10 protein-coding genes, 2 pseudogenes and 1 CRISPR repeat array are annotated in these 14,601 nt (G+C 37.7%); of the genes and pseudogenes, 9 read left to right on the top strand and 3 right to left on the bottom strand.

The features are described 5' to 3' along the window. Positions 1-14: 14 nt before the first annotated feature. Together O1450_RS08860 and O1450_RS08855 are read left to right on the top strand one after the other, a co-directional pair. Positions 15-1,149: pseudogene (locus O1450_RS08860) on the top strand (lipase secretion chaperone). A gap of 82 nt (positions 1,150-1,231) precedes the next feature. Beyond that, positions 1,232-2,045 (top strand): IS5 family transposase gene (locus tag O1450_RS08855; RefSeq protein ID WP_269228128.1). Its coding sequence is split into 2 segments (ribosomal slippage): positions 1,232-1,614 and positions 1,613-2,045, totalling 816 coding nucleotides; the frame shifts between segments, so codons are not numbered across the junction. Positions 2,046-2,086: 41 nt separating this feature from the next. On the opposite strand, the gene O1450_RS08850 is transcribed toward O1450_RS08855, so the two are convergent. Next, on the bottom strand, positions 2,087-2,854 hold the full coding sequence (locus O1450_RS08850) for a PDZ domain-containing protein (protein ID WP_269228127.1): 768 nt from the start codon (positions 2,852-2,854) through the stop codon (positions 2,087-2,089). Between the two features lie 196 nt (positions 2,855-3,050). Continuing rightward, positions 3,051-4,157: direct repeats of the CRISPR family, unit length 28 nt; unit sequence TTTCTAAGCTGCCTATACGGCAGTGAAC. Positions 4,158-4,369: 212 nt separating this feature from the next. Here O1450_RS08850 and O1450_RS08845 point away from each other — a divergent pair. The 6 genes and pseudogenes from O1450_RS08845 to O1450_RS08820 all read left to right on the top strand — a co-directional run. After that, positions 4,370-5,176, top strand: coding sequence for a HesA/MoeB/ThiF family protein (locus O1450_RS08845; protein WP_442865243.1), 807 nt, complete (start codon positions 4,370-4,372; stop codon positions 5,174-5,176). Positions 5,177-5,232: 56 nt separating this feature from the next. Next, positions 5,233-6,531: an ABC1 kinase family protein gene (locus O1450_RS08840; RefSeq protein ID WP_269228126.1), complete on the top strand. Its 1,299-nt coding sequence runs from the start codon at positions 5,233-5,235 to the stop codon at positions 6,529-6,531. Positions 6,532-6,557: 26 nt separating this feature from the next. After that, positions 6,558-6,938: a dihydroneopterin aldolase gene (folB, locus tag O1450_RS08835; RefSeq protein ID WP_046738689.1), complete on the top strand. Its 381-nt coding sequence runs from the start codon at positions 6,558-6,560 to the stop codon at positions 6,936-6,938. Then, positions 6,895-7,329: a 2-amino-4-hydroxy-6-hydroxymethyldihydropteridine diphosphokinase gene (locus O1450_RS08830; RefSeq protein ID WP_269228125.1), complete on the top strand. Its 435-nt coding sequence runs from the start codon at positions 6,895-6,897 to the stop codon at positions 7,327-7,329. The genes folB and O1450_RS08830 overlap by 44 nt, the downstream gene beginning before the upstream one ends. Before the next feature lie 26 nt (positions 7,330-7,355). Beyond that, positions 7,356-7,907, top strand: coding sequence for a DUF2799 domain-containing protein (locus O1450_RS08825; RefSeq protein ID WP_269228124.1), 552 nt, complete (start codon positions 7,356-7,358; stop codon positions 7,905-7,907). Positions 7,908-7,997: 90 nt separating this feature from the next. Next, positions 7,998-8,400: pseudogene (locus O1450_RS08820) on the top strand (transposase); the annotation flags it as partial. Positions 8,401-8,515: 115 nt separating this feature from the next. Here the strand turns inward: O1450_RS08820 and putA are convergent. Continuing rightward, entirely contained in the window at positions 8,516-12,277 is a 3,762-nt protein-coding gene (gene putA / locus O1450_RS08815; RefSeq protein WP_269228123.1) for a trifunctional transcriptional regulator/proline dehydrogenase/L-glutamate gamma-semialdehyde dehydrogenase, read from the bottom strand. Positions 12,278-12,397: 120 nt separating this feature from the next. On the opposite strand from putA, the gene O1450_RS08810 reads away from it, so the two are divergent. Further along, the gene (locus O1450_RS08810; RefSeq protein WP_004662457.1) at positions 12,398-12,889 is read left to right on the top strand and encodes an Lrp/AsnC ligand binding domain-containing protein; all 492 of its coding nucleotides are present in this window, start codon (positions 12,398-12,400) and stop codon (positions 12,887-12,889) included. Between the two features lie 57 nt (positions 12,890-12,946). Here O1450_RS08810 and putP read toward each other — a convergent pair whose 3' ends face one another. Continuing rightward, positions 12,947-14,443, bottom strand: a complete 1,497-nt coding sequence (gene putP, locus O1450_RS08805) for a sodium/proline symporter PutP (protein ID WP_269228122.1) — start codon at positions 14,441-14,443, stop codon at positions 12,947-12,949. Positions 14,444-14,601: the final 158 nt, after the last annotated feature.

Raw genomic sequence — 14,601 nt, 5'->3', positions numbered from 1 at the left:
TAGAGCAAGGGACTATGAAAATTAAACTTTTGAATAATCGAATCATCTTCTTAGGTTTGATGGTGTGTTTACTGCTCTCATTGGTCTTGATCTATTTTATATTTAAACCAGAAGCGCAAAAGCATGACAATGACCTCAATCAACAGAATCAATTATCATCCGAGAATAATAATATTCAAAAAATCGACGATGCAAATCCTCGAGGAAAAATACCAAATCTTGCACCGTCTTTACAGGGCACAGAAATAGATTGTCCAATTCAAGTGGATGCAAATGGAAAATTAATCTTAACCGTAGGTATTCGCAGTTGTTTTGACTATTTCTTTTCTAGTCTAGGTGAAAAAACAGAAGTGGAACTTATGTCGGATATTCGACAATATCTTAAAGCGATTTTACCTGACAGTGCTTCAAGTTATGCGAGTTATAGTCAAACCACTTTATTATCCATACATGATTCGAAAAAAACTCGAAATAACTCATCGACTGAGTTGTATTAGTTTTATAATGATTTGACTATATTTGCTAGATCAGTATGTTGCATATACTCATGCATTAAAAAATCTAAAACCTACAACTAGCTTTACAACAGGAGACGCTGAAGGTTTTCAAAAAGTACTTGATCAAATGTACAAAGTTCAGCAGCAGTTTTTTAATTCAGCAGAAATTAATGCGTTATTCGGAAATGAACGTAACTTGAATCAATTTAATATTGATCAAATGCGTATTCATGCGAATAAGAGTTTGAATGCTCAGCAGAAAGCAACCGAGTTGGCAAACTTGATTGACCAACTACCATCGACTTTGGCTGATGGTGTTCGAGTGTCTATGCAATTTACTGAATTGCAACACCTTACAAAGGAAATTCAAGAAAAAGGAGGCTCAGCACAAGAGATTCGTAACATGCGTGAGAGTTTGTTAGGTGCTGAGGCGGCAGACCGATTAGAAAAAGTTGACCAAGAAGAAGCAGGATGGCAGAAACAAGTGAATAGCTATTTGTCTGAGCGTGAGCAGATTCTTAAAAGCAATGCGAGTGATTCCAACAAACAACAATCAATTGAACAGCTTCGTAATAGTACATTTTCGACAAAAGAAGATTTACTCCGAGCACAATCTTATGAAATCATGAATGATCAGAAGAAGCTTAACTAAATAAAAAATTATAATTTTTTAGGAATTTTGGTTTAAACATTAGACCTCTTGCGAAAGTATAAAATCGTTTATACTATTTTCTATGAGATATGAAAATTTAACACGATTTAATGATGAAGAATTTAAACGTTTAGTTGGGGTTCCTCGTCCTTTATTTTCTAAAATGATGACGACTTTAGAAAATTCTGAGCGCGCAAAGAAAAAATCTGGGCGTCCGCATTCTTTAACTTTGGAAGATCAATTATTATTATCTTTGAATTACTTACGATCATATAGAACACAGCTAGAATTATCAGTTGATTATGGTATAGCTGAAAGTAATGTTAATCGCACGATTCAAAAAGTTGAAAATGCCCTGATTCAATCTCGATATTTTGCTTTACCTAAACGAAATCAACATGTGGCAAATGATGATTTTGTAATCATAGATGTTACAGAATCACAAATTGAACGTCCCAAAGAAACAAAGAAAATTCTATAGTGGGAAAAAGAAGAAGCATACATTAAAAACACAGGTTATTTTTAGTCCAAAATTAAATCAAATTGTGAGTATTCAAGTTGAAATAGGGACAATGCATGATCTTAAAATAGCTCGAAAATATGCTAAAGAATTTGCCAATTTTACATGTATTTTGGGAGATTTGGCCTATAAAGGGTTCAAAGAAATAAAGAGTAAGTTATTAATTCCAATTAAAAAACCAAGGAAAATGAGCTTACCGAAAGAAGCTAAGCAAATCAACAAGGAAATAAGTCGTCGTCGAATTCCGATTGAACATATCAATTCAAGACTTAAAGTCTTTCGTATTCTGAGTGAACGATATAGAAATAGACGAAAAAGATTCGGATTAAGAGTAAATTTAATTTCTGGGCTTATCAATTGGATGATCAAAAAATAACTTTCGCAAGAGGTCTATTAAATTGAGTTGTTAAAGAAATCTTATTTTAATAAGATTTCTTTAACTAATTTCTGACCTTTTCTAAGAATTTCTAATTCAACCTTTCCTTTTTTTAAATAATTCGATATGTCAACAAAATTACTAACATCTCTCACAACAATATTATCAATTTTTAAAATAATATCGTCCTCTAAAATTACATCTGTGGAAGGTGAATTTTTTGAAATGTATTTTGCTTTTATGCCTTCTAGTTGCCCTGTTCTTGATTTGTCTAAATCTGATAAGTCAATAGGATATACACCTGTCATTGAGTGAAATTTATAAAAATAACTGACAATATATTCTCTTTGAGCATTATATTTCGGAGCTGTTTGAGTTAAAGAATTATTTGCTGAATTAAAATTATTATTAGTGCTTTCAAAGTTTGATTGCATCGATGTATTTTGTACAAATGGAGTTGAAAAATTATAGTAGCCAATCTGTCCAGTTGGTTTTTCATTTGTAAATAAGACGATTTGAGCACCTAGATTATCCCCCCTTTTTTCTAGAGCAGCAACTACATTTTCATATCCTCGGAAATCATCTCGACCATTAAATGTTTGCGATTTAATCGGTATGTAACCTTCTTCCAATAATTGTTTTGTTGATGTTTCAAATTCATCAGTTTTAAGAGCTTGTGCTTTGGTTAAAGGTGAAATTTTAGGTTTTTTAAAAGAGGGAATAGAGATATAAATATTTCCATAAGCATTTAAATTTAATGTTGTTAGTATCATTAAAGCTAAAGAGGATTTTAATATTTTTTTTCTCATAAGAAATCCAATAAATATTCGTCTATGCAATTTAACAAATTGTTTTTATAAAATCTACAAGCATATAATTTTAGAAGTTTATTTATTTTGGTGAGAGCATTCAATTGAATTGATAGTAAATTTTTATTGATGAATATTTAGAGATTGCTTATGCGACAGTGAACGACTGGCAAAGTAAAGCCCTATCTCATTTGATTTTCTAAGCTGCCTATACGGCAGTGAACTGGCTATTTACAACATTAGAAAACAAGCAAAATTTCTAAGCTGCCTATACGGCAGTGAACGTATGCAAAATTTAGAAACAGAATGTAGAAAATTTCTAAGCTGCCTATACGGCAGTGAACTGCGCTTTATCCAATTGAAGTTAGCAATAAAGTTTCTAAGCTGCCTATACGGCAGTGAACTTAAGTTTTTTATCGTATCTCGTTATGATTATTTTCTAAGCTGCCTATACGGCAGTGAACTCTCAGATCGGTTCAATAAAGCCACTCTAACATTTCTAAGCTGCCTATACGGCAGTGAACTTTATCATTGCGATGACATTGGGTTCTCTGTTTTTCTAAGCTGCCTATACGGCAGTGAACTGTTGACCAGATAATTATTTTTTTATCTTGTGTTTCTAAGCTGCCTATACGGCAGTGAACTGCCTGAGAAAGAAGATTCTAATTGCTCGAAATTTCTAAGCTGCCTATACGGCAGTGAACCCTAAAATTATTACTTGTTTCAGTAGCGGATTTTTCTAAGCTGCCTATACGGCAGTGAACCTGATATACCCATTCAAATCTCGATTGGTACTTTCTAAGCTGCCTATACGGCAGTGAACTGCAATTTCTTTTCCACAAACTTTAACCTCTTTTTCTAAGCTGCCTATACGGCAGTGAACACTTGCGCTGGCATCATATTGCATGACGATAGTTTCTAAGCTGCCTATACGGCAGTGAACGCTACTGCGAAACAAAATTCGAAGAAGTGGATTTTCTAAGCTGCCTATACGGCAGTGAACCAGAATAAATTTGACGAACAATGTCTGTTTTATTTCTAAGCTGCCTATACGGCAGTGAACCGTTCAAGCTTTGCACTTCATCATCAACAAAATTTCTAAGCTGCCTATACGGCAGTGAACATCAGAGAGAAGAAGTTGCAAGGTTTTCGTGTTTTCTAAGCTGCCTATACGGCAGTGAACCATGTATTACGTGGACACTGCTGTTGTAGATGTTTCTAAGCTGCCTATACGGCAGTGAACTGATTCGGTTGCTTGATGCATGTTTGGTAAATTTTCTAAGCTGCCTATACGGCAGTGAACAGTAAAATAGAGTAAATAAAACAAGTTAAAACATAGGTTTATCAAGAAAATTGAGTAAATACCCAAAGTTTTGATCCAAATTGTAACTTATTGATTTTATTAAGCTGTTAAAGAGTAAGAAAAATATTGGGGTAAAAATAGCTTTTTGTCAAAAGAAAACAGTGTTCGTTCTAATTTATTGCTTTCCTCAGAACCTACATCGACTTAAAATCATGAATACTCTTGATGATAAAGAAGTAAGTCCCGTGTCAGACCATTTGGAAAACGAATTTGAGCTAAGTAATGAGGAAATGCTTCTCTATAGTCGTCAGATTTTATTAGATGGTTGGGATATCGAAGCACAAGAAAAACTAAAACTCGCCAATGTGCTAATAATCGGCGCAGGTGGTATCGGTTGTACCAGTGCCGAGCTGTTGGCACGTGCGGGTGTAGGTAAAATTACCATTGTCGATGCCGATACAATTGAAATGAGTAATCTGCAAAGACAAATTGCCTTTACGACAAAAGATTTAGGTCGATACAAAGCCGAAATACTGGCAAAGCATCTAAAAGATATTAATCCGCATATACAAGTTAGCTATCAAAATATACGATTCGATGAAACGAATGCTGATGAACTTGTACAGCATCAAGATGTAGTCTTGGATGGTTGTGATAATTTTACGACTCGTTATCTGGTGAATGCGGTGTGTAGAAAACATCAAGTACCACTCATCAGTGCATCAGCCATTGGTTTTGAAGGGCAACTGTTTATGGTGGATGCTGATTCAGCTTGTTATGAATGCCTGTTTCCGAAAGAAGATCATGACAATGAAGGGTTACGTTGTGCGGAGTCAGGTGTATTAGCTACCACTCCTGTAATGATAGCGTCATTACAAGCGCATCACACTTTGCTGTTTTTAGGACTTGGTCTGACACCATTAAAGCAAAAACTATTGCTTTGGAATGGTTTAAATCTATCGCAACGCATTCTTAAATTTGAAAAAGATGTAAATTGTCCAGTTTGTCAGGCAACTTGATCGGTAAATTGAGCAAAATTTGCTAAACTAATGCAATCTGTGAGGCAAGAAAGATTATGAAAAGAAATATTTTATTCGATGGATTACGATCTGTTGCACGTATTGGTGAAACAGTGGTGGTTGCAGCACAAGCAGGTGTGAAATATGCAACTGAAAAACCAAGCAACGCCAAACTTATGCGTGAGACCTTTGAGTCGCTTGGTTCGACTTATATCAAACTGGGACAATTTATTGCCAGTACGCCTTCTTTATTCCCCCGTGAATATGTTCAGGAATTCCAAGGCTGTTTAGATCAAACCCCGACCTTACCATTTAGCTATATTCAAAAAGTATTGGCAGAAGAGTTTGAAGGTCGCAATCTCAATGAAATTTTCAGTTTTATTGACGAAAAACCTTTGGCTTCAGCCTCAATTGCACAAGTCCATGCTGCTCGATTAGTCACGGGCGAAGATGTGGTGTTAAAGGTTCAAAAACCTGGTGTCGAAACCATTTTATATACTGACTTAAATGTAGTGCATTGGGCGACAAAACTATTAGAAAGAGCAGTTCCTAAAATTAAATTTGCTTCACTTTCTGAAATCGTGGATGAGATCAAAACACGTATGGTACGTGAAGTTGATTTTATTGAAGAAGCACAGAATCTGGATGACTTTATTCAATATTTGAATGTTTCTGGCAATCAGGCTGCCACTGCACCAAAAGTTTATCATCAATTTTCAACGCGCCGTGTACTTACCATGCAGCGCTTGTATGGGGTGTCATTAACTGATTTTGATGTTGTTAAAAAATATGCCAAAGATCCAACACAAGTTCTGATTACTGCAATGAATACTTGGTTTGGTAGTCTCATGTTATGTAAGAGTTTCCATGCTGATTTACACGCTGGAAATCTGATGTTACTTGAAGATGGTCGTATTGGTTTTATTGATTTCGGGATTGTTGGGCAATTGAATCCTGAGGTTTGGACAGCATGTATGGCATTTATGGATGCATTACAGCACACCAATTACACTGCAATGGCTGAAAACATGCTCAAGATGGGGATGACACATCAGAAAATTGATACTCAAGTGCTTGCTGATGATTTAGAGCGTTTGTTTAGTGGTGTTCTATTGGCAGATCCTCAAGAAATTCTGAGTTCTAATCCTGCTGATCTCAATGATATCATGATGGATATGATTGGCGTGGGTGAACGTCATGGCATTAAATTCCCACGTGACTTCGCATTATTATTTAAGCAAATGTTATATTTTGATCGTTTCATGCGTGTTCTTGCACCATATACTGATATTTATGCTGACCAACGTTTGAAAATGGTTCACAATATTGAACCTGCTTCGTTTTTAAAGCATTAATTTATTTATCGGTTCATTAGGTCATTATGGATGCCATTATAATTGAAGGGTTGAAGGTGGATACTGTGGTTGGTTGTTTCAACTGGGAACGCCAAATTATTCAACCTTTGATGCTAGATCTCACCATTCATAATGATCTAACGCAAGCTGCGCAATCAGATGAGCTAGAAGATACGCTGAACTATGCACAAATCTGCGAACTTGCAGCTCAGGTGATTCAAAAAGCCAAACCCAAATTGATTGAGCATGCTGCACAATTGGTGCTTGAATGTCTATTTACGACATTTTCTTCAATTGAATCGATCGTTATCACTATTCGTAAACCCGCCATCATTGCACAAGCCAATGCAGTAGGAATTCGCCTTGAACGCAACAGAAACAATTTTTGCGCTCGCATTGGCGAGTAACCTCAAACAAAAACAAAATTTCACATTTGCTTATCAACAGATATTAAGCTTAGGTGTAGTGGAATTTTCTTCTATTTATAGAATCCCATGTCGGGATCGTGTTGGTGCCGATTATTGGAATTCAGCTTGTTTATTAAAAAGTCGACTGAATGTTGATGAGATCACTGAAACCCTGAAAAATTTAGAAGCACAATCTGGTCGAGTTCGCCCATCACATAATATTAGCTTAGATATTGATGTGATTGCTTGGGGAGAGACTTTAAACGATATGCAATTTAATCCAAAAAAGTTACCATTAGCCTTAGATGTTAAAATTCCACTTTATGATTTGTGGCAGGTTCCAGATTTAGATTACGATAGGAAAAATTCTTATCCCGTTATTTCTATGTAACACTATAATAATAGGAACAATATTCCATGAAGAAAATTTCATTGTTAGTAGGTTTTACAATTTTACTTTCAGGCTGTGCTGCCATGAGTGTTGAACAATGTAAAACTGCAAATTGGTTTAATGTTGGAGAAAAAGACGGTGCAGCAGGACAGGAATCTCGATTAGATAAATATTATTCTTCTTGCCAAAAAGCCAATATCGTGCCAAATCAAAAGCTTTATGAACAAGGTTACCAAAAAGGTTTGGGCTATTACTGTCGACCAGAAACCATTTTCAATGAAGCATTAGAAGGGCGTGGTGATTTTCGTATTTGTTCGTTAGACAAACGTGAATCATTGCGAATATATTATCAAGTTGCAAATGACTACTATCAAGCAAACTCGGAGTTTGATCGTTCACAAAATGATATTAACTATTATTTAAAAGAGCTAGAGCGTAAAGACTTATCTGTTAAGGATCGTGAGGATTATAGAAAACGTTTATATGATTTGCGCATCAATAGCAGCAGAGTTCAATCACGTTACCAAGATGCAGTTCGAACTTTGGAACGTTTTAGAGCTGAACGTGGGTTACGTTAATATTTCGAATTCAATAATGTATAGTGATGTGTGTTGACAAGAACGGAGATTTTAACTTGGTAAACTAAACATATTCATCAGGAGTTTACCATGAGCAAAAAACAAAAGATTTATACGACAGAATTTAAAGCTCAAGCAATAAAAGCCATTAAGGAAAATAAAGGTAATGTTTCCGAAACAGCACAACAACTCGGTATTTTTCATGGAAACCTTATCAAATTGGTACAAGTAAGCAAAGTTTGGGACATTAGCAGGAACACAACAATATTTGCCCGATCTTGTTGCTCTACTCGAAGAAAATAAGAAACTCAAACAACAACTCAAAACTGCGGAAATGGAAAAAGAATTTCTAAAAAAAGCGGCAGCGTACTTTGCCAAAGAAAACCAGTGAGGTATGCTTATATGAAAGAGCACAAAAAACGCATACCCAATCATGATGATGGCTAGATTGCTCAATGTCTCAGTATCTGAATTTTATGATTGGCTTAAAAAAAGTGGCATAACCTTTGAGTGGCAAAGGGAAAAATATGGGAATCCGAGTGATTCTTTTTAAATAAAAACCCGAACCATGTAAACATGATTCGGGCTGGGAGATTAGAAGACCTAAATTAGTCTTCAGATAAAGTCATTAAACTCGCATTACCACCGGCAGCAGCAGTATTTACGCTAATAGCGCGTTCAATGACTAGACGTTCTAAAGGAACCTGCTCATCTTTCTTGAGATGAGTAATGCCCACGATTGCTCCAGAACGGTTCGCAATTTTAGTTTGTAGTTCAGTCAATTGGTCAACTGAACCATGATGTAAAACAGCATCAAAAGCATCTTTTTCAATACTAGAAATGACTGTGATTGCAGATAACACATCTTTTGGTAAAGATTTCTGATGTTTGGCGAAGAAAGCATTATCTGTAGTTACAGCAGCAGTACTACTTACTGCGAAAATCGCTAGTAACTGTTGTAACTGGCTTACTTCATCATCTGCGATTGAAAGCACACGATGACGAGGCAAGATAATATATTGATTGCTTTCACCTGTTGGGCCTTGCAACTCGTAGAACTTACCAACACCAAAGGCTGGAATTGTCGGAATTGCGTGAGGCATGTTTTGTTTAGCCCAAGTCAACAAGTTCTGGTAAGCAACATTTGATACAGCATCAAACTGAGAGATTTCAGCTTTAACCGCAAAAGGTGTTGCTAAAACTTTCTCTGAACAGTGTTCCATTAAGCGGTACATATACAGTGGACCACCAGCTTTAGGACCAGTACCAGATAGGCCTTCGCCACCAAATGGTTGTACGCCTACAACAGCACCGACGATGTTGCGGTTGATATATAAGTTACCCACCTCAGCACGTTGGATCACTGTATTAATGGTTTCATCGATACGGGTGTGTAAACCCATAGTTAAGCCATAGCCTTTCGCATTGATACGGTCGATCAACTGCTCAAGCTCACCATACTTATAAGTGATGATGTGCAAGACAGGACCAAATACTTCACGCTCTAAATCATCAAGATTTGGTAATTCAATCGCTGTAGGTGGAACAAATGTACCTTGTGCAAGTGCTTGTTGACTTACTGCATCGTTAAACATCAACTGATGAACAGGATAGCCCTTAGATTTCATCTTTTGAATATGCGTATCAATGGTTCCTTTAGCTTCAGTATCGATGACAGGACCAATGTCAGTTTTTAAGATTGCAGGGTTGCCTACGATCAACTGTTGCATTGCACCTTTTAACATTTTGATAACTGTTGCAGCGCTATCTTCTTGCACACATAAGATACGAAGAGCAGAACAACGTTGACCCGCACTGTCAAATGCAGAACTGACGACATCGAGAACAACTTGTTCAGTAAGTGCAGAAGAATCGACGATCATCGCATTTTGACCACCCGTTTCCGCGATGAGCGGAATTGGTTGACCATTTGGAGATAAACGTTTTGCCACTGTTTTTTGCAAGATTTTTGCAACTTCAGTTGAACCCGTAAACATAATGCCTTGAATGCGATCATCTTGGCTAAGTTGAGCACCAACAGTTTCACCACGACCCGGAAGAAGTTGAACAACGCCGTGTGGAACACCAGCTTCCCAAAGCATTTGAACGGCTTGCGCTGCAATAAGCGGTGTTTGTTCTGCTGGTTTGGCAATTACACAGTTACCACTGACCAATGCAGCAGCAATTTGACCAGAGAAAATCGCAAGAGGAAAGTTCCATGGGCTAATACATAAGACTGTACCCAATGGTTTTACTTGCGCATTTGCAGGCAAGTTTTCGATTTGTGTCGCGTAGTAACGCAAGAAATCAACGGCTTCACGAACTTCTGCAATAGCATTGGCATAAGTTTTACCACTTTCACGGCAAAGTAATACCATCAATTCTTGGATGCGAGCTTCCATCAAATCTGCAGCGCGTTTTAAGCAAGCTGCACGTTCAACTTTATCTGTTGCAGCCCAGCTTTGTTCAGCTTGTACAGCTGCTTCTAATGCCAGTTGTACATCCGCGCTAGTCGCTTCATTCACATGACCGACAATTTCACTATTTTGTGCAGGGTTTGTAATTGCAATCGCATTACTTTGATCGTGAACTGTTGATTCAAAACCAAGTAAAGGTGCACTTTTCCAAATATGGCTACGGAGTTTTTGTGCTGTTGTATCTAATGCAGCTAAAGGCTGATCGTTATTTAAATCAAAACCATTTGAGTTCGGACGTAATGGGTAAAGATCATGCGGAAGTGGAATCGCAGGATGCTTTAAGCCAATCTGACCTTCATCTTTCGCAGCAGTTTGAATATCTTTAATTGGAGATTGAATCAAGTCTTCAACTTTCAACGTCTTATCAGCAATACGGTTTACGAATGAGGTATTTGCACCATTTTCAAGTAAACGACGAACTAAGTAAGCCAATAAAGTTTCATGGTTACCCACAGGCGCATATACGCGACACGGTACACCAAGTTTATTGTCTGCTTTTGAACCTACAACTTGCTCATACAAAGGTTCGCCCATACCGTGTAAGCATTGGAACTCGTATTGACCTGGATAATATTTGCTTGGGTCTGCAAGTGTATAAATCGTTGCAAGTGATTGTGCATTGTGCGTTGCAAATTGCGGGTACACTTGATCTGGTGCAGCAAGGAGCTTCTTCGCACAAGCAATGTATGACAAATCCGTGTGTACTTTACGGGTAAACACAGGGTAGTCAGTCATGCCGTCAATTTGTGCTTTCTTGATTTCGCTATCCCAATATGCACCTTTCACCAAACGGATCATGAGGCGTTTGTTACTGCGTTTTGCAAGATCAACGATATAATCAACCACGTAGAAGCAACGTTTTTGATAAGCCTGAATAACGAAACCAATGCCTTTCCAATTCGCAAGTTTTGGTTCGAAACATAAACGCTCAAGTAGTTCGAGTGAAATTTCTAAACGTTCAGATTCTTCAGCATCGATGTTTAAGCCGATGTCATATTGTTTTGCTAAGCATGCAAGTTCGAAAACTTTGTTGTAAAGCTCATGATGTACACGATCAATTTGCGCACGTTGGTAACGTGGGTGCAAAGCAGAGAGCTTAATCGAGATACCAGGGCCTTCATAAACACCACGCCCATTTGATGCTTTACCAATGGCATGAATCGCTTGAGTGTAATCGTTATAATAACGCTCAGCATCATGATCGGTTAGCGCAGCTTCACCCAACATATCGTATGAATAGCGGAAACCTTTGTGTTCAAATGGTTTTGCATGCTCAAGTGCTTCTTCGATAGTTTCACCCGTAACGAATTGCTCACCCATCATACGCATCGCGACATCAACCGCTTTACGAATGATGCCACGTCCACTGCGAGCGAGAAGACCTGTTAAAATACTTGATAAACTGGTTTGTTTAGGTGTTTCCATTAACTTGCCAGTAAGCATTAAACCCCAAGCAGCTGCATTTACGAACATTAGGTTACTTTGACCTAAATGCTCTTTCCAGTTGCCTTGGTTGATCTTGTCACGAATTAATAAATCACGTGTTGCTGTATCTGGAATACGAAGTAATGCTTCTGCCAAACACATCAATGCCACACCTTCTTGTGAAGAAAGTGAGAACTCTTGAAGTAAACCTTGAACAATACCTGCTTTTCCAGCCGAGCTTTTACGTTCACGTAAATTATGTGCAAGACTGAATGCTAATTCATAAATTTTTTGATCAAGATCAGGGGAAATATCTGCTGCTTCTGCAAGTTGTTTAACCGCTTCAGGCTCAGCACGTCGCCAAGCTGTATTAATGCGTTGCTCAAACTCACTTTTTTCTTTAAATTCGGTGATATAACCGTCTGTGTGAGCTGTGTCCATTTGTGCGGGAGTATCCAATGTATTCATACTAAATTCCAATAACAATCTCTAGAACATATTGAGTAGAGAGGTTTAGATAATTTATGATTACAGAATAAAACCCGAGTAACTCACTATAATTTACCTATTTTTTAGAGGAAAATTCAGTTGAATGGCCCTATTTATACATTAGATCGTACCGATCTAAAAATTCTTGATATTCTTCAGACAGATGGAAGAATTTCCAATAGTAAATTGGCAGAATTAGTGAACCTTTCACCGACTGCTGTCATGGCCCGTGTGCAAAAGTTGACGAAGGATGAATTTATCTTGGGATATGAGGCAAAACTCAATCCGAATAAGTTAAATGCAAGTTTTCTTGTGTTTGTTGAGGTGCTTTTAGATAAAACGACCCCAAATGTGCTCGAGGATTTTATTGATGCAGTGACACAATATCCAGAGATCGTCGAGTGCCATATGGTGAGTGGTGGCTTTGACTTTTTGATCAAATTGCGTAGCGCAGGGATGGAGGAGTTTCGTCGTATTGCGGGGCAGATTTTATGGCAACTTCCTGGAGTGAAAGAAACGCGTAGTTACCCTGTGATGCAAGTTGTGAAAGACAGCTCTAAAATAAAAATTAAATCAAGAACCAAATTTTAATAAAAGATCAAATAAAACAAAGGGGCTCGAAAGCCCCCTAAATTTTACTCAGAAATCTTATTTCATTTCTCTCGTATAGATTTCATCTGCTTGTTCAAAACGACCAGTCACAGTTGCGTTAGGTGCTTTACCAAGTAAACTCACCACAACAATACTGATCAAGGCAAAAATGAAACCAGGAATAATTTCATAAATACCAGTACTAGCAAATAAATTTTTCCAAACAATCACTGTAACTGCACCGATCACCATACCCGCTAAAGCGCCGTTTAGTGTCATACGTTTCCAGAACAATGACATGATAATCAATGGACCGAAAGCAGCACCGAAGCCAGCCCAAGCATAAGAAACTAAGCCAAGTACTTTACTATCGGGGTTTTGAGCTAAAGCAAGCGCCAACATTGCAACAGCGAGTACCATTCCTCGACCAATCCAAACTAACTCTTTTTGAGTTGCATTTTTACGGATCAAGCCTTTGTATAAATCTTCAGTTAATGCGCTTGAACATACCAATAACTGACAACTTAAGGTACTCATGACTGCTGATAAAATTGCAGCAAGGATCACACCAACAACCCAAGGGTTGAATAAAATTTTAGTGAGTTCCATGAATACTGTTTCAGGGTTAGCTGTCACAACCGCTGCAAATTCAGGATGTTGATGGAAATACGCAATCCCGATAAAACCAGAACCAACTGCACCTGCCAAGCATAAAATCATCCATGTCATACCGATACGACGAGCAGCAGGGATTGACTTAACAGAATCGGCAGCCATAAAACGAACTAGAATATGAGGTTGTCCAAAATAACCCAAACCCCAAGCAGCTGCTGAAAGAATACCAACAATACTTAAATTTGAAACAAAATCATAAGCATGTGGGCGTGCACTCTCAACAATTGCTGTAAATTCTTCGACACCTACACCCAAAGACATGTATGTGACGATAGGTAAAAGCAATAACGCAAAAATCATCAAACCAGCTTGGAATGTATCAGTCCAACTGATTGCCAAGAAGCCACCGATACAAACATATCCGATTGTTGCAAATGCACCAAGCCATAAAGCGGTTTGGTAAGGTAAGTGGAATAATGTTTCAAATAGACGTGCACCAGCTACCATGCCAGAAGCACAATAAATCGCGAAAAAGATGAGAATAATCAGTGCGGAAGTTACACGTAAGATCTTTTTCTGGTCATCAAAACGACCAGTGAAATAATCTGGTAACGTAAGCGCATTATTCTGAACCTCAGTATGAACGCGTAAACGTCCAGCCACAAGATACCAGTTGAGCCATGCACCAATGATTAAGCCAATTGCAATCCATGCTTCAGATAAGCCTGTCAAATAGATTGCCCCAGGTAAACCCATGAGTAGCCAGCCACTCATATCGGATGCACCCGCAGATAAAGCGGTAACGAAACTACCTAGGCTTCGTCCTCCAAGGATATAATCATCAAGGTTTTTGGTAGAAAAATAGGCGTATAAACCGATACCAAGCATGGCGATAATATACACCACGAACACAACAACAGTGGGATTCGAAAAATTCATAATGGATGCCTGTCCTTACTTATCCATAACTGTGCAATCCCATCTGAATAGACAAAAATGATTCACTATTCTAACAAGACTGATAAGGCCACAGATTCAAGCACGAATGATTTTTAAAATACTGTTTGTTTTTGTATTTTATTTGTATATTTTGTGTA

The sequence above is a fragment of the Acinetobacter sp. TR11 genome, from assembly GCF_027105035.1.
GTDB lineage: Bacteria > Pseudomonadota > Gammaproteobacteria > Pseudomonadales > Moraxellaceae > Acinetobacter.
The sequence above is the reverse complement of the archived record's forward strand: the minus strand, read 5'-3'. Positions and strand labels throughout refer to the sequence as shown.

Bases quoted from the DNA above. Each gene is read 5' to 3' on its own strand.
- O1450_RS08850 (WP_269228127.1), bottom strand. From the start codon at position 2,854: ATGAGAAAAAAAATATTAAAATCCTCTTTAGCTTTAATGATACTAACA.
- putA (WP_269228123.1), bottom strand. From the start codon at position 12,277: ATGAATACATTGGATACTCCCGCACAAATGGACACAGCTCACACAGAC.
- folB (WP_046738689.1), top strand. From the start codon at position 6,558: ATGGATGCCATTATAATTGAAGGGTTGAAGGTGGATACTGTGGTTGGT.
- O1450_RS08840 (WP_269228126.1), top strand. From the start codon at position 5,233: ATGAAAAGAAATATTTTATTCGATGGATTACGATCTGTTGCACGTATT.
- O1450_RS08845 (WP_442865243.1), top strand. From the start codon at position 4,370: ATGAATACTCTTGATGATAAAGAAGTAAGTCCCGTGTCAGACCATTTG.
- putP (WP_269228122.1), bottom strand. From the start codon at position 14,443: ATGAATTTTTCGAATCCCACTGTTGTTGTGTTCGTGGTGTATATTATC.
- O1450_RS08825 (WP_269228124.1), top strand. From the start codon at position 7,356: ATGAAGAAAATTTCATTGTTAGTAGGTTTTACAATTTTACTTTCAGGC.